The sequence below is a fragment of the Enterococcus sp. NPDC086594 genome (genome assembly GCF_044746145.1).
GTDB classification, from domain to species: Bacteria; Bacillota; Bacilli; order Lactobacillales; family Enterococcaceae; genus Enterococcus_D; species Enterococcus_D entomosocium.
This window is the reverse complement of record NZ_JBIVBP010000001.1, coordinates 249,240-266,108: the sequence shown is the minus strand read 5'-3', so window position 1 is coordinate 266,108 and position 16,869 is coordinate 249,240. Positions and strand designations below refer to the sequence as shown.

General features: G+C 45.1%; 11 protein-coding genes and 1 pseudogene. 9 read left to right on the top strand and 3 right to left on the bottom strand.

What is annotated here, in order from left to right; genetic code table 11:
• Positions 1-47 precede the first annotated feature (47 nt).
• The 3 genes and pseudogenes from ACIPK1_RS01210 (at position 48) to abc-f (ending at position 4,413) form a co-directional block, all read left to right on the top strand.
• On the top strand, positions 48-1,298 hold the full coding sequence (locus ACIPK1_RS01210) for an MFS transporter (protein WP_016613697.1): 1,251 nt from the start codon (positions 48-50) through the stop codon (positions 1,296-1,298).
• Between the two features lie 18 nt (positions 1,299-1,316).
• Entirely contained in the window at positions 1,317-2,585 is a 1,269-nt protein-coding gene (locus ACIPK1_RS01205) for a dicarboxylate/amino acid:cation symporter (protein WP_008379218.1), read from the top strand.
• A gap of 359 nt (positions 2,586-2,944) precedes the next feature.
• Positions 2,945-4,413: pseudogene (abc-f, locus tag ACIPK1_RS01200) on the top strand (ribosomal protection-like ABC-F family protein).
• Between the two features lie 156 nt (positions 4,414-4,569).
• Here the strand turns inward: abc-f and ACIPK1_RS01195 are convergent.
• From ACIPK1_RS01195 to ACIPK1_RS01185, 3 genes are all read right to left on the bottom strand, one after another.
• Positions 4,570-5,715 (bottom strand): cation:proton antiporter, encoded by a 1,146-nt coding sequence (locus tag ACIPK1_RS01195; RefSeq protein ID WP_005234488.1) that lies wholly within the window; start codon positions 5,713-5,715, stop codon positions 4,570-4,572.
• Positions 5,716-5,919: 204 nt separating this feature from the next.
• The gene (locus ACIPK1_RS01190) at positions 5,920-6,717 is read right to left on the bottom strand and encodes an alpha/beta hydrolase (protein WP_016613692.1); all 798 of its coding nucleotides are present in this window, start codon (positions 6,715-6,717) and stop codon (positions 5,920-5,922) included.
• Complete coding sequence (locus tag ACIPK1_RS01185; protein ID WP_301388579.1) at positions 6,714-8,291, bottom strand: PucR family transcriptional regulator; 1,578 nt, start codon at positions 8,289-8,291, stop codon at positions 6,714-6,716. The genes ACIPK1_RS01190 and ACIPK1_RS01185 overlap by 4 nt, the downstream gene beginning before the upstream one ends.
• 116 nt (positions 8,292-8,407) lie before the next feature.
• Between ACIPK1_RS01185 and fdrA the strand changes: the two genes are divergently transcribed.
• From fdrA to allD, 6 genes are read left to right on the top strand one after another with little or no spacing between them, the layout of a single operon-like run.
• Positions 8,408-11,416, top strand: a complete 3,009-nt coding sequence (gene fdrA / locus ACIPK1_RS01180) for a DUF1116 domain-containing protein (protein ID WP_016621459.1) — start codon at positions 8,408-8,410, stop codon at positions 11,414-11,416.
• Entirely contained in the window at positions 11,406-12,227 is an 822-nt protein-coding gene (locus ACIPK1_RS01175; RefSeq protein WP_400449738.1) for a DUF2877 domain-containing protein, read from the top strand. Before fdrA ends, ACIPK1_RS01175 begins: the two co-directional genes overlap by 11 nt.
• A gap of 15 nt (positions 12,228-12,242) precedes the next feature.
• Positions 12,243-13,493: an MFS transporter gene (locus ACIPK1_RS01170; protein ID WP_008379204.1), complete on the top strand. Its 1,251-nt coding sequence runs from the start codon at positions 12,243-12,245 to the stop codon at positions 13,491-13,493.
• On the top strand, positions 13,490-14,422 hold the full coding sequence (arcC, locus tag ACIPK1_RS01165) for a carbamate kinase (protein ID WP_005234499.1): 933 nt from the start codon (positions 13,490-13,492) through the stop codon (positions 14,420-14,422). The genes ACIPK1_RS01170 and arcC overlap by 4 nt, the downstream gene beginning before the upstream one ends.
• A gap of 13 nt (positions 14,423-14,435) precedes the next feature.
• Positions 14,436-15,653: a dicarboxylate/amino acid:cation symporter gene (locus ACIPK1_RS01160; RefSeq protein WP_086332610.1), complete on the top strand. Its 1,218-nt coding sequence runs from the start codon at positions 14,436-14,438 to the stop codon at positions 15,651-15,653.
• 48 nt (positions 15,654-15,701) lie between these two features.
• The gene (gene allD, locus ACIPK1_RS01155; protein ID WP_074534918.1) at positions 15,702-16,763 is read left to right on the top strand and encodes an ureidoglycolate dehydrogenase; all 1,062 of its coding nucleotides are present in this window, start codon (positions 15,702-15,704) and stop codon (positions 16,761-16,763) included.
• Positions 16,764-16,869: the final 106 nt, after the last annotated feature.

The window sequence follows — 16,869 nt, the reverse complement described above, 5'->3', positions numbered from 1 at the left end:
TGGCGTGCTTCACAAACTTTACTTGTGTAACTGATGGAGGGAAAAAAATGGAAATCAATAAAGAACGTGGTGGGCTTGCCTACTGGAAACAAATTATTATCTTAATGTGTTCAGGCTGGGTCACTATCTGGATTTATCGCGCTGCGTTATCACCGGTCTATCCGCAAATCAATGAGTCACTTGGTGGCAATATTTCTGATACAGCATTAGGATCGATCGCCAGCTTTTACTTTTTCGGCTATGTGATCATGCAGATCCCTGCCGGCTTTTTAGTGGATAAGATTGGGAAGAAAACAGTTCTGCTTCCGGGATTTGTGGTATTTGCACTGGCAGCTTTACTGATTTCACAAGCCTCTTCAATCTCCATGATCTATACCGGTAGCTTTTTAGCAGGGATCGGCTGTGGATCATTTTATGGTTCCGCGTATTCTTTGACCTCACAGAACATTCCGAAAGAAAAGAAGAGCTTCTCAACAGCGATCGTCAATAGTGGTTCTGCCGTTGGTTCAGGGTTTGGGATGATCTTATCAAGCTTTATCGTTATTCAGATGAATATGCCTTGGCAAACAATGATGTATTTATCCGCTTTCTTGATCGTATGTATGACGATCGCTTTCGCATTGGTGATCCGCAGCAACAAAGAAGACGTAGCTTTCTTGGAGAGTCAAGCAGCAGCTGAAGAAGAAACAACGGATCAGCCGAAAGAAAAAGTTTCCCTTTCGACCTTGTTCTCCCTGCGGATGCTCTTTACGTATGTGTTATATTTTGCGACGTGTTATGCCTACTATATGACGGTTACTTGGCTACCAAACTTCTTAGGAACAGAACGAGGCTTCCAAGGAGTCGCAATCGGATTCTCTTCTTCATTGGTGGCATTTGCTTCGATTCCTGGGGCCTTGTTCTTTAGCCGCTTGGCAGACAAATACATGCATAAAAAAGTTACCTTTATCGTTATTTTAGAAATATTAGCGGCGTTGATGTTATTAGTAACGGTGCAAGCAACAAATTCGACCTTCTTAATGATCGCGTTGATCTTGTACGGGTTCCTTGGAAAACTAGCGGTTGAACCAATCATCATTTCTTGGCTAGGGGAAAATGCACCAAAAGTTGGGGTCGGTACGACATTAGGGGTCTTCAACTTTTTCGGCATGATGTCTTCCGTTATCGCACCAACATTGACCGGATCGATCTCGGATGCAACAGGGTCAAAAGTAATGGGCTTTTATATCGCAATTATTTTGTTGATCGGTGGTACATTCTTATTCTTGACTGTAAACTCTAAGAAAACAGCAAAGTAGAAAAGTGAGGAACAACAGATGAAAAAACGATCCTTAAAAATCAGTTTGACCAACCAAATCATGATTGCAACGGTATTGGGGATTTTTTGGGGCGTTTCCTTTCCCGGTTTAGGTGATCAAATGCAGCTAGTCGGGGACTTCTTCTTGCGACTGATTCAAATGTCTGTGGTCGTGTTGGTCATGGGCTCGGTGATTGAAGCGGTGGGGGGACTTGATCCAAAAGAATTAGGTGGGATCGGCGGGAAAGTCTTCCTCTGGTTTACCGGTTCGACCCTCGTCGCCGCTATTTTCGGTCTCTTGTTCGCCTTGATCCTCAAGCCCGGCGCAGGCCTTGACCAGTCGCTGCTGCAAAGTACAGAAACTGCATTAAGTACCAGCAGTATAGAAGAAGTCATCTTGAACTTTGTTCCACTGAACATTATTCAAGCCATGGTGGAGCAGAATATGATCCAAGTGATTATTTTTTCGCTCTTCTTTGGCCTTGCCTTGAGCTTAATCAAGCATGAAAAAAAGAATCAGCTGTTTCTAGATATGATCAGTAGTTTTAATCATATTTTGTTAAAAATGGTCAGCATGATCATGAAGTTGGCGCCGATCGGGATTTTCGGCCTTGTTGCTTCCTTGGTAGAAGATACCGGCATTCGTGTGTTGGGAATGTTAGCCAGTTTTTTATTGACGTTAGCAGCGGCATCTTTGCTCTTTTTGTTTCTTTGGTTTCTCTTGACGTCGCTCTATTGCAAAGTTTCCTTGTTTCGTTTGATAAAGAATATGTGGCGTCTATCGGTGATTTCCTTTACGACCACCTCTTCTGCTGTTTCATTGCCGTTTCAAATCGAAGATGGCAAAGAACGATTTGGGATCAGTGATCGAATCAATAAGCTCGTGATGCCTCTAGGCATGACCTTAAATAGCAATGGGCTCTCCTTATTTTTAGCCCTGGCAATCGTAACCGTTGCTCAGGCGTACCAGATCCAATTGAGCTGGGGGGATCTTTTGCAAGTGGTCTTGTTGTCCTCGTTGGCATGCTTGGGAACGATCGTCGTTCCAGGCGGCGGATTAGTCACACTGGCTACGGTTTTACCTATGTTAGGACTGCCTAATGAAAGCATCGCCTTACTGGCAGGGATCGATTGGTTTTCTGGGATGTTTCGGACCCTCTTGAATGTTGACCCTGACGTCACGGTGGCGTTGATCGTTGCTCATGATGAAGGAGAACTGGATCGTGCAATCTTCAATGGTGAAAAAGCCCAGGTCAAATTAGCAGAAAAAATCACCGATGGCGTATAAGACCAATCATTCTTGTGATGAAACTTTACTCTTTTTTGGAAACGTGCTACGATTGATTCGTTGATAGACTAAAGAAGCTTCCTGAAATACCGTAAACGGTAAACAGTAGCGGCTGATTTTCCGCTTGTCATTCAACAGACAAATACGACAAAAAGAGGAGGAAAAAACATGACAGCATCGATGAAATTGTGGATTGACCTTTTGAATAGCTAATTTAAATCTATTTCAAAAGTCTAGGCAATCGTGATTTCAAGGGATGAGTGTCCTCTTTTTTCCAATTTCTTATTAAAATCAGGGTATAGCGGTAGGCTATGCCCTTTTTTTGTGCTTGCGTTTTCCTAGACGGGAAGGACAGACTGATGGAACAATTAAGTGTAAAAATAAACAATCTAATCAAAAATTATGGGGCCAAAGAAGTACTGAACATTGAAGAACTGAGTGCCTATCAAACGGATCGTATCGGGATCGTGGGCGCAAACGGGCAAGGCAAGTCTACCTTGCTGAAGTTGATTGCGGGAGTGGTCGATCCTGATTCAGGAACGATCCAAAAAGAAAATTCGTTTCACTATTTCCCGCAAATCGCTGAGGTGACTGAAAAGACAGAGGCCCTTGACTGGGCGCTGTTCGGTCGTTTTTCGATCCCAACAAATGAATTGGCGACACTAAGCGGGGGGAGGAGACCAAATACCGGTTGGCACAAACGTTATCTTCCTATCAGTTAGGACTTTTGCTCGATGAGCCAACGACCCACTTGGACCAGCAAGGAATTCAAGTCTTGATTGATGAACTGCAGTATTATTATGGCACCCTGATCGTGGTCAGTCATGATCGGTATCTATTGAATCAGCTGGCAACGAAAATCTGGGAAGTCGATCAAGGAAAAGTCACCGAGTATTCTGGTAATTATGACAGTTATCGACAGCAAAAAGAGCAAGCGGCACAGCGTGTTGCCTGGGAGGCTGCGCAGTATCAGCAACAAAAACAGCAGTTGACCCAAGCGATCCAAAAGAAAAAAGAACAAGCGATCAAGAGCAGTCGCATTTCTGAAAAAAAGCGGCAGCAGAACATCCGACCAGACCGTTTGTCGTCATCAAAACAAAAAGACACGGTGCAAAAGTCATTGCAAAAAACAGTCAAAGCCATGGAAAGCCGCTTGGATCAGTTGGAAGAAGTGAAGGGTGTTGCCCGGCAGCAGGTGATTCGTTTTCCAGTAGTCCCTGCAGTGGAGCTGCATAATAAACGACCGATTCGTGGGGAGCAAGTAACCATTCAAAGAGGGGCGAAACGTTTGCTAGACAGCAGCAGTTTCCAGTTTGCTGCCGGGAAGAAAATCGCTATCGTGGGTCCGAACGGTTCGGGGAAGTCGACTTTACTAAAAGAAATCATCGCAGGTGGAGAGGGAATCTATGTATCACCGAAAATCGTCTTTGCGGTCTACGAGCAAATGGGCTATCGAAAAAACAGCACCACACCGCTTTTGACGGAATTGATGGCTCAAACAGACTATCAGGAACCACTGGTCCGCAGTATTTTACACAATCTGGGATTTAGCCAGATTGACGTGATGAAGCCAGTCAATGTGCTAAGCGGCGGGGAAGCGACACGGGTCGAGCTCGCACGCATCTTTACTCAATCTGCCAATGTCTTGATACTTGATGAACCGACGAACTTTATTGATCTACCGACAATCACCGTCTTGGAACAATTGATTCGCAGCTATCGAGGCATCGTTTTGTTCACATCTCACGATCAAGCGTTTATCGATGCCGTCGCGGATGACGTGTATCTAATCGATCATGGGAAATTAACATTGGTTTCTAGTAACTAGCAGCATAGTCGCTTTTATACCTGTATAGAGAAAAACAGCGCGGGAAAGGAAGCGACCGCCCAACGTTCGATCAACAATCGGCCGTTGAGCGGTCACTACAAAACCCGCGCTGTTTTTTTCGCAATCATCGGTATCGCCTCGCTGTTGCTACATCGCTTAATAAATCTTTTTCGTAAAGTATTTTAAGATCAGGGGAGAGATCAAGGTACTCAACAAGACAACGATCACCAAAGGGGAATACAATGCGGACGAAATCAATTGGTTTTGTTGACCAATCTGTAAAATGATCAATGCCATTTCACCTCGGGAAATCATTCCAGCTCCCACCATCCAAGCACTGTTGTTTGAGAATTTCGCGATTTTCGCCCCGACATAGCCGCCGACCAATTTGGTCATGATCGCGACCACGGTAAAGGCAAGAATAAAGAATAATTGCTCATTTAAGCGGGAAAAATCAACTTCTAAGCCAACGCTGACAAAGAACACCGGAATGAAGACGGCGTAACCTAATGCTTCGACACTGTGTTCCACTTCCTCACGAACCTTCGTTTGACTGACAGCGATCCCTGCGAAGAAGGCACCAATGACCGAGCTTAACCCAACGAGGTCAGCAAGATACGCCATTCCTAAGCAGATGATCAGTGACATGATGATCACCGCGGAATTTGCAAATAGCTTTTCTGCAAGTGCCAATAAGAACGGAGCAATCCATTTCACTAATAGAAAAATCAACACAAAATAAATCAATTCTACCAATAAGGTGACCGGCAGTGGTGTTGCTTGGCTGCTTTCGCCGCCTAAAAAGGAAAGGCTAAGACTCAAAACCAACACGACCAAAATATCATCCACGACGGAAGCACCAAGAATCGTCGACCCTTCTTTCGTATTCACCACATTCAACTCTTTCAATACTTCGACAGAAATACTGACTGAGGTGGCAGCTAATACGATCCCGAAAAAGAACGCTTCTGTGGGACTGCTTTGAAAACCGACCCCCGTGGCATACCCGAAGAGCATAGGGAACACGATCCCCAAAAGGGCAACGAGCATCCCTGGACGAAAATAGCGTTTCAATAAAGAAATATCACTTTCCAATCCCGCTAAAAACATCAGCAAAATAACACCAATCTCTGAAAAATCATGAACCAGAATATCTGGATGGACCCAATTGAGTCCTGCGCCTCCTAGTAAAACCCCCGCTAACAACTGCCCGATAACAGCAGGAACGCCCATCCGTCTCGCCAGATGCGAGAAGAGGGTCGTTGTGATTAGGATCAAACACAAAATCCCGACAAAATGCATAAAACCTCATCCTTCTTTCCTATAACATACTCCCCTTTAGTATAGCATTCTCTCTTGAATTGAGCCTGTATCAAGCCTTTTTTTATTAAAAGAGTTTCATTAAACCACACGTTTTTTGAGATAAGGAGGAAGCGAAGGCAATCAGAGTTTTTCTGTGCACTCGTCGAAATAAAAAAACATTATTTTCACTTTACTTGTAACAAATTATTGTTCGAGCCAACGGGCAAGCCGTTGAAAAACCATTTGGACTTGCGGCTCCTCGACGTTTTTCAAAAAGTCGTGGGGCAAATCATAGACAGGGACAAATTTGCTTTTAGGCACTTTCTTCAAGCCTTTGCTGTAACGAAAAGGAACTTCCTCATCGGTACTGCTGGCACTGCTGAAAATTGGAGGAAATTGAGCAAGCAGCTCAGGATCAATGGCATAGTCAGAAAGAGCTTCAGCTGTTAGACCATAGATCGTTGTGAGTTCTTGCTGTTGAACCCAATAAACATAAGGCAAATAGCGCTGAAACTGCGGATCATCCCAAACGATCTCGGTTTGATCCAAAGAAGGGACTTGCTCTTTGCTTAAGAGCGGCTGCTGCAAGACTCGTTTGTTTTCAATAAAAGAAAGATCGGTATACCCATAAAAATTGACCAGTTTTTCAGGCAATCTCTGTTGTTCCTTCAGTAATTGCTGGGTAAGCGCCAGCATCAAATAACCGCCAGCTGAGCGTCCGCAGAAACAAAACGGGTTATCTTTAAGCACAGTTGCTTGCAATTCTTGAAAATTTTGCCAGTTCAGCGCCAAAATCTCCGCTAACGAGGAATTGGGCGCCAGTAAATAATCGACTGTGAGGACGCTGTATTGCTGCGCTTGAAATAGTGTGATCAGTGATGCGGGAATGTCTTGGCGGGTTCCATAAACAAAACCGCCGCCGTGAAAATAAATCAGGTATTTCTCCGAAGCAGGATAGAGGGTCACGGAAGCACCGGTGGTCAATTGCCATTCTTTTTTCATTTTGCTTGACTCCTTTTCTGAAGCTCTAATAAATAGGTGCCGATCTCGTAATTGACTAATTGGATCGGACTTGTCAGATCGATCTCTAGTAGCTGTTCGATTTTGCTTAGCCGATAACGAATCGTTTTGGCATGAAGAAACAAGGTTTCAGCCGTATTTTTGTAATTGCGATTCGTGATAAAAAAGGTATATAGCGTTTTGAACAGCTCTTCATTTTCTTCCGAGAGTTGATACAGCTTCGGGGGAATGCTTTGCTGCAGCTTTTCCAGTTGGTTCTCCTTGATAAAGGAACTAAAGATACCTAAGTCGCTATAGGCAATGATCGGCGCCAAATAAAACTGCCGATTGAAGCGAATCGCATCCAAACACTCTGGCAGGATCTCTTTGATCTGTTCCTTGCGCAAGACTTCGCTGACCACCAAGCAGCCATGTTCATCGGCTAGCAGGGCATCATCAAAATATGTCTGCAGCATCTGTTTCGTCACCTGATGGGCGATCGATTGGAAATTATAGAGGATCACCAAATAATTGTGGTGTTCAAAAAAGACGTGGGGTGTTTTCAACGCCCGTAGCTTGTGCAAAACGACGGACTTACGCTCCTTATCTTTAAAGCTGTTGGAAGCAAAGGCGATGCCTTGGTAGAAATCGTAGCGATCCAGTTGCGCTTCTTCTAACAAAAGATCCAGCTCAGCCAAATTGCTAGGAGTGTTTTGCAAGATCGCATCGGCAAGATTGTTCATGCGATTGTAGCGCTCTTTCTTCAACAAATACGCCATTTGGAGGCGTTCATAGATGACGTCGATCACATTTTCAATAATCATGACTTTTGCCTCAGGGATCTGCGAATCTTTCTGATAAACGATCAAGGTACATAAATCATTGTAAGGATTGATGATCTCTACTTTGATGGCAGTCACATATTGATTGTTCTCATGAGAAAATAATTCTAAATATTCGTAGTGGTTCTTGGTAAACTCGACGGTTTTCATGGGTTCTTGTTTGGTCACCACGAAATTCTTAAAGGATTGACCGACGGACACATGCACATCTAAATGGGGGATGCGCAAAGAACAAGGCTTTTCGATCAATTGATAGAACTCTTGTATGATCTGATCGAAAGAAGAGTGGTTGCGCTCGACTTTCATGAAGCGCTGACGAACTTCGTAATAGGTACGCAGCAGCTGGGTTTGGTGATTCAGCAATGGTTCGTAAACCGCTAGCATGATGGCTTCATAGCTGACTTCTTGCTGTACTTTGATCAAAGGGATCTGATAAGCAAAGCTAAGCTCAATCACCCAATCTGGAATCATAGGGATCAAGCGATCCACTTTGATCACTAAACCGCTGACACCGATTTGCTGCATTTTTTCAAAAAAAACACGCAGTTCCTCAGGCGATTGGTCTTTGAAGGCATAAAAAGAAGTCAAAATCAATTGATGGGCTTTGCTCCATTTTTCGATATCCATCGCTTCCAACACCATAACGGAACCAACGGAATTTGTTAAACCAATGGAGCCAGTCAGGACTTTACTTTTTTCAAAAAGCGGCAGTTCAACCAATTCTTTTAATTTCATAAAATGCTCCTTTTTTCTCTTTTGGATAAAAAGTATAGCATTTTTTTAGAACTTTATCCAATGAAAACGCAAACAAGGCTCGTTAGAATGAGAGTATAAGAAAAGGAGGAGAACAAATGCTGCACACAGTAATCTTAAAGAATAACTACCAAGATTCCATTAACTTAATGCTGCTGACGAATACGATCAATGATCTAGGCGATGTCGAAATGAGTCAAATCATGATGGGGACGGATGCAAACAAAGACATATTAAATAACACTGGATTGCTTTCTAAAGAGGCAGAAGGTGCTTCACCCAACGATATGATGATCGTGGTCGATAGCCAAAACGAACAGATCATGGATCAAGTAATGCCAGCGATCGATTCATTTTTAGCTGATCTTTCAGCAAAAGATCAAGGCAAAGAAACGCCAGCGGCGGCTTCATGGCAAGAAGCCTTGAGCGCAATGCCAGATGCCAATGTTGCATTATTTAGTATTCCTGGGGAATATGGCGCAGCCGAGATGGAAAAAGCGCTAAAAAATGACTTGCATGTTTTCTCGTTTACGGACAATGTCGCTATCGAAGATGAAGTGCGTTTGAAAAAGCTGGCTCATGAAAAAGGCTTATTGATGATGGGGCCTGACTGTGGGACTGGTATTATTTCTAGCATTCCGATTGCCTTCACGAATGTCGTGGCACCAGGAAACATCGGCGTCGTTGGTGCCTCTGGTACGGGGATTCAAGAAGTGACGACGATCATTGACCGATTAGGCGGTGGTGTCGTTCATGCCATCGGGACCGGCGGACGTGACTTAAGCGACAAAGTTGGGGCGATCACTGTCAAAGATGCCATCGTTGCTTTAGAAAATCATGAACCGACAGATGTGATTTGCGTGATCTCGAAACCACCTGCAAAAGAAGTGCGGGATGAAGTCGTTCAATTGCTGCAAAGTATCAGCAAACCTGTGGTAGCGATTTTCTTAGGAGAAAAACCAGAAGCCCATGAAGGAAAAGTCTATTTGGCACATACGCTGGAAGAAACAGCGCGTATCGCTGTTGATCTTGCCAATGAAGAACCCGTCAAAGCGAACTATTTTGAACGCGTGAAATCCCCAGATGTGCCCAAACTCGCTGAAGACAAAGTGGTCAAAGGTCTTTATTCTGGCGGTACATTAGCTGCCGAAGCAGGAATGCTGATCTCCGAAGCCTTGAATCTAGAAGGCCTTGTAAAACAAGAAGGCTATATCTTGCATTCCCACGGCTATGATGTGATCGACCTTGGTGATGATATCTATACCCAAGGCAAACCGCATCCAATGATCGATCCTGAAGTGCGCATCAAAAAAATCGAAGACTATGCGCAAGATGAGCAAACCGGGGTCATTTTATTTGATGTGGTGCTAGGTTACGGCGCGCATACAGATATGGTAGGAGCTTTGTTACCAGCTATCGAAGCTGCACAGCAAACAGCCCAAGCAGCTGATCGCGCGTTGTACTTTGTTGCTACCGTCTGCGGAACTGAAAAAGATCCGCAAAACTACCAAGAAGCAGTCAACCGTTTGAAAGCAGCTGGCGTCTATGTGGCACCGAGCAATGCTCAAGCAGTGCAATTAGCCCTAGCTTTAAAAGGGGCGACTCTTTCTGAAGCAGACAAAACAGTCAATGACTATACTGGTAGCAAGGTTGAGGTGCCGACAGTCAGCGAGAAAGTAATGGAGCTGTTGACCACCAAACCACGGATCATCAATGTTGGCTTGCAAAGCTTCAATGAATCGATCCTGCAATATGGCGGGAAAACAGAACAATTCAACTGGCGTCCTCGTGCCAACGGCAACAAGAAAATGATCCGTATTTTAGACGCGTTAGAAGAATTTGACGAAAAAATCACAGATGAAAACCAAGCAGTGACGGATAAAATCAAAAATGCCCAACCATTCTTGATCGATGTCGTTCCGGCTAAATCAGTGATCGCTGAATTAAACGAAAGTCAGAAAACCTTGCTGCATGCAGGACCGCCGATCCAATGGTCGGAAATGACGGGACCGATGCAAGGGTCTTGTATCGGCGCTGCCTTGTTTGAACGCTGGGCGAAAGATGAAGACGAAGCCCGCCGCTTACTCGAAAGTGGGGAAGTCCGCTTTATGCCATGTCACCATGTCCAGGCAGTTGGACCAATGGGGGGAATCACTTCTGGGAATATGCCTGTCTTTGTGGTTGAAAACCGCCTTGTCGGCAACAAAGCCTACTGTATTTTGAACGAAGGGATCGGTAAAGTCTTACGATTTGGTGCCTATTCACAAGAAGTCATCGATCGTTTGGATTGGATCAAAGACGTCTTAGGACCAACCATTGCCAAGGCATTAAAACTAACTGAAGAAGGCATCAATTTGAATGTATTGATTGCCCGGTCGATCACAATGGGGGATGAATTCCATCAACGAAATATTGCAGCATCATTGAACTTCTTGAAAGAGATCGCGCCGTTGATCATCCAAACAGAAATCGATGAAAAGCAAAAATATGAAGTGATCAAGTTCTTAGCAGATACCGATCAGTTCTTCTTGAATATCATGATGGCAACCGGCAAAGCCATCGTTGACGGTGCCCGTGTCGATGCCAAAGGAACGATCGTGACCACCATGACGAGAAACGGCGTCAATTTTGGGGTTCGTGTCGCCCAAACAGAAGACCAATGGCATACTGCACCAGTCAATACGCCGAAAGGTTTGTACTTTACTGGGTTTACCGAAGCAGATGGCAATCCTGATATTGGGGACAGTGCCATTACTGAAACCGTCGGTGTCGGAGCAATGGCGATGGTAGCCGCACCAGGTGTAACACGCTTTGTCGGCGCTGGTGGCTTTGAAGATGCGCTAGAAACTTCCAATGAAATGGCAAAAATCTGTTTCGGTCATAATCCGACCTTCTCGATCCCAACATGGGACTTCCAGGGGACTTGTTTGGGGATCGACATCCGGAAAGTCGTTGAAACAGGCATCACCCCAATCATCAATACTGGGATCGCCCATAAAGAAGCAGGTGTCGGTCAAGTCGGTGCAGGGACGGTGCGTGCACCGTTAGGCTGTTTTGAAAATGCCTTGACGGCTTATGCGAAGGATCTGGGGATCGATGTTGACTGAGAAAATCAAAATCAGTGATTATCTAGACCCATTGCAACGATTCGGTCGTACCGGTCGGGTGCATAGCGTGTTTGATCGTTCATTCAATGTGATGATCGGGCAGCAGCTGGTCAATATCAACAACTATCGCAACTATTTGACTGGCTTCGGAGTCTTTTTACCAGATGCATTGTTTGAGCAAGTCCTGCCTTTGATCGAGGTCGGCAATCGCGTGCAAGTCCGAGAGCATGGTCTGACCTTTTACAGCACAAAAGGAACATTTTCTCTTTCATTAGAGGAAAAAGAATTGGTTTCGCTGCAGGTGAAGGAGCTATCCTTCACCTCTGCGGAATTGCAGCTTTTGAAAGAAATCCTGCTTCAACAAAAACTAGAAACCAAGATTGGGTTGCCCGAAGATGAGAAAACCCAAGCAGTGTTTGCGGCATTGCGGCAGCCTGTCTCAGATTGGGAACCAATCATTGCTCACCTGATTGGCCGCGGCAAAGGATTGACACCTAGCGGCGATGATCTTTTAGTTGCCTATCAAGCGATGCTCTATGCCTTGCAGCAGCCGGAAGCTAACGCGTTAGCGCAAGCATTGGCAAAACCGCTGTCTACGACGGATGTCAGCCTTGCTTATATTCAAAGTGCCAGTCAAGGGTATGTCAATTCTCTGATGCTGCAATTATTCAAAGACTTAAAAAAGCAAAACCCACAAGTGATTGAAAAAGATGTGCAGCAGTTGATGTCCGTTGGTCATTCGTCAGGCAAAGATCTTAGTTTTGGGTTCTTGTTAGCGTTGGAGTCATTGTCACTTGAGGAAAAAGAATAGAAATGGGGAGAAATCATGGAAATCAGTAACCAGAAAGATGCGGTCAAAGTAAGCAATTCTTACTGGAAAAAAGTCGTTGCTATTTTCTTTGTCGGCTGGATTTTAATGTACGCCACACGGACGATCTTCAATCCAATCATGGGTGTGATCGGAGAAGAATTCAATTTAAGCAACACACAACTAGGACTTGCCAATAGTATTTTCTTTTTGACATATGCCGTTGCGCAAATTCCTTTTGGCATCATCGGCGACAAAATCGGTCGCAAATTGGTGATCGCCCTAGGTTTTGTTTTATTGGCGGTGACTACTTACTTCAGTGGACTAGCCACAAGCTTCGTTTTGTTCTTAGTGATTCGTGCCATTGCAGGGATTGGTCAAGGTGCCTATTACGGTCCGCAATACGCATTGTCTACCGAAGCGATTCCCGACAACAAACGGACCGTCGGAAATGCCATTATCAACAGTGGGATGGCGTTTGGAACGTCTGGCGGGTACTTGCTTTCTAGTAAATTGGTCTTGGATAACGGGGGCCATTGGAGCCAACCCTTCTTCCTAATGGCGTTTCCGACCTTGATCGTCGGTGTCTTGTTCTATTTTGTTTTGAAAGAAAAAGTGATTCGTCCAGAAGATGAAGGACAAGAAATAAAAGAAGAGGGGCCAAAAGAAAAGATTTCCTTGAAGCAGATTTTTTCAAACCGCAATCTCGTGGCAGCCTTTGTTCTATGCTTTACCAGCATTTATGCAAACTTTGTGATTATAACTTGGCTGCCGCAATTCTTGATTGCCGAGCGTGGCTTTGAAGGGGCGAGTGTCGGCTTTATTGCTTCCTTAGTCCCATGGGCATCGATTCCAGGTGCGTTGATTTTTGCTCGATTGAATGATAAAACTGGCGCGACGAAAAAATTAGTCTATTTATTGGTCCCATTGGCGACCCTTTCCGTATTTGCCATTGCCTTTGTAACGGATCGTACCTTATTGATCACTGTTTTGATTTTGTATGGATTGACTGGCAAGCTGGCGCTTGATCCAATCGTCGTGACCTTTGTGACGAAAAACGCACCAAAAGGCGCCTTAGGAACAACCTTGAGTGCCTATAACTTTATCGGGATGTCGGGGTCGATCTTAGCGCCTTATGTTACTGGCTTTTTAGCCGATTCTTTAGGATCGATGCAGGTCGGGTTTTACCTGTCTTGTCTATTACTGCTGATCGGATTAGGTGTTTTTGCCGTATTAGCAAAGGAAAATCAGAAGGAGAGCATAAAATGAGTTTGAATGTGATCGCTTTAGGCGGCAATGCTATTTTAGATAAAGACCCCAGTGATGAAGGACAAAAAGCAGTCGTTGCGCAAGCAGCACGTTATATTGCCGATTTTGTCGAAAAAGGGGAAAAAGTCATTGTTTGTCACGGCAATGGACCACAAGTCGGCAACTTGCTGTTGCAGCAAAAAGCCGGGGAAAGTGAAAAAAATCCCCAATTGAAATTAGACAGCTGCGTAGCGATGACCCAAGGAAGTATCGGTTATTGGCTGCAAAATGCCTTGATCAATGAGTTTGCCACACGTCAAGCACATCCATCGGTAATCTCATTAGTCACCCAAGTTCGTGTCGATCCAGCAGATCCATCGTTTGAGAGACCTTCCAAACCAGTCGGACCTTTTTATAGTGAAGAGGAAGCCAATGCTGCGATGGCAGCCAATGGCGGGGTATATCAAGAAGATGCTGGGCGTGGTTACCGCAAAGTGGTTCCATCGCCGAAACCGCAAGAAATTGTTGAAAAAGAAGCCATCAAAACATTGGTCGATGCAGGTGTGATCACGATTTGTGCCGGTGGCGGTGGCGTACCTGTCGTTCGCAACGATAATGGGTTTACTGGCGTGGAAGCCGTCAACGACAAAGACTTTACCGCCAGTGTCTTAGCAAAAGACGTGCAGGCCGATCGCCTGATCATTTTGACCGGTGTCGACAATATCTACATCAATTACAATCAGCCGAATCAGCAAGCCTTAGGGGAAATCAGTGTGGCACAAGCCAAGGGCTACATCGAGGAAGGCCATTTTGCAGCGGGAAGTATGTTGCCAAAAATAGAAGCTGCGATTGATTTTGTTGAAGAAGATGCAGCCAGAACCGCGATTATTACCTCAATCGAAAAGTTAGCTGAACTAGATCAGCATACAGGAACCATACTTCGAAAATAAAGAGGGGATCAAAGTGAAAGCAAAAAAACTACCGATGGTGACGCAGATCGTTATTGCCGTTCTTCTAGGGATTCTTTGCGGTTTGTTCTTTGGGCAAGCCGCTTCATTCCTAAAAATCTTGGGCGATCTTTTCTTGCGTCTGATGCAAATGGCGATCCCGTTATTGATCGTTGGACAAATCATTCAAGCAGTTGGGGGGATTGCCCCGAAAGAACTCACTCGTTTGGGTGGAAAAACGATCGCTGTCTTTGGGATTTCCTCCTTATTCGCTGCTGCATGGGGCGTGCTGATGGCGCTCTTCTTTGCTCCAGGCAAAGGGATCGACTTTTCACAAGCTGCCGGCGAACCTCTGCAAGCACAAGAAATTTCTATATCAGAGACTGTGATCAACTTTATTCCCACGAATATTTTCGATGCGTTGAGTAAAGGGTCAATTATTCAAATCATCGTTTTTGGGTTGTTCTTTGGTGTTGCTCTCAATCGCTTTATGCAAAAGAAACCTGAGTCATCTCTTTATGGGCTGATCGTGGATCTAAATGAGGTTGTCATTGCTATCATTCGTTACGTGATGATCGTGGCACCAATCGGTATTTTTGCTTTGATCGCTTCAACAATCAGCTCCCTGGGCTTGCAGATCATTTTGCCATTAGGCAGCTATTTGCTCGTCTACGGTCTAGCCACCGTCACGTTCCTTGGGCTGTGGCTAGTCTTATTGACCGTGTATTGTCGGATCAATCCGTTACGATTGATCAAAAACATGAAGAATATGTCGGTCATGGCATTGGCGACAACCTCCTCTGCCATCACGCTGCCGATCGCTATGGAAGAATCCCAGAACAAATTAGGACTCAGTAGCCGCATCACCAATTTGGTATTGCCATTGGGCATGTCTTTGAACAGCAATGGGTCAGCGATGCATATGGCGATTACCGTCATGACAATCGCCCAAATGTATCAAATCAACTTTGACGGGATCCAAATGGTGACGGTAGCTGTAACTGCGACTTTCGTTTCTTTAGCCAATGCAGTTGTTCCCGGAGCGGGGTTAGTTTCCTTGGCAATCATCATTCCCCAGCTTGGTTTACCAATCGAAAGCATTGCGCTATTTGCTGGTGTCGAATGGTTTGTTGGCATGCTGAGGACAATTTTGAACGTGAACTCAGACGTCTATTCAGCGCTGCTGATCGCTAAGTCAGCCGATGAACTGGATTATCGCGTGTTTAATCAATAAGAGAAGCCGTTGCCAAGCGTGCTTCTCTTTTTCTAAGGAGGAGAAAAGATGGAAGAAATGAGCAGACGTTCTCTGCTGGAATTAGAAGCATTGATGAAAAAGAAACTATTGGCTGCTGGTTTGCCAGAAGCCGCTGCCAGTGAAACAGCGGCGCATTTGACCTTTGCGGATGCTTGCGGGATCCATTCTCATGGTGCCGTGCGGATGGACTACTATGCCGAGCGTTTAGTAAAAGGTGGCATCACGCTGGAACCAAACATGTCTTTTGAAAAAACAGGCGCCGCTACCGGAATTTTCCACGGAGATAACGGCATGGGGCATTATGTGTGCAATGAAGCGATGGCGATCGCCATTCATCTGGCAAAAGAAGCCGGGATCGCTGCAGTAGGAATCGAGCAGACCAGCCATAGCGGGACGATGGCGTATTACGTCAAACAGGCTGCTGAAGCCGACTTAGTAGCGATCGCCATGTGTCAATCGGATCCGATGGCGGTGCCTTTTGGTGGGACCGAAAACTATTTTGGCACCAATCCAATCGCGTTTGCTGCACCACGAGCCAATCATCCACCGGTGGTTTTTGATATGGCGACGACGGTTCAAGCGTGGGGCAAAATTTTGGACGCTCGCTCGAAGAAGCAGCAGATCCCCGATACTTGGGCAGTAGACGAGCATGGCTTGCCTACCACCGATCCCTATGCTGTCCAAGGATTATTGCCAATCGCTGGTGCTAAAGGATATGGCTTGATGATGATGGTGGATATTTTAGCTGGCTCGATGCTAGGCTTGGCTTTTGGTAAACAGGTCACCTCCATGTATGCGGACTTGACGGAAAAACGCCGCTTAGGACAATTCCTTCTTGTGATTGATCCATCTCGTTTTACCAACACCGAAACCTTCAAGCAAAGCATCGATCAGATGGTGACTGAGCTGCATGCAATCCCGCCAGTAGAAGGGCAATCACAAGTCTACTATCCTGGAGAGATCAGCCAAATACACTTTGAAAAAGCCCAGCAAGAAGGGGTCATAATCCCCAAAGCGATCATCGATTATCTCGAAAGCGAAACCCTCCATTTTGATCGCTATGGTAGTCAAGATTCCTTTGCTAAATAAAAATCCGCAAAAGGCAGTTGGTTCAGAGGGGGATTGAACCAACTGTTTTTTTGCTGTCTGGAGCAAAGAGAAGTTTTCAGTCAGAAAATCGCACATTATTGGCAGG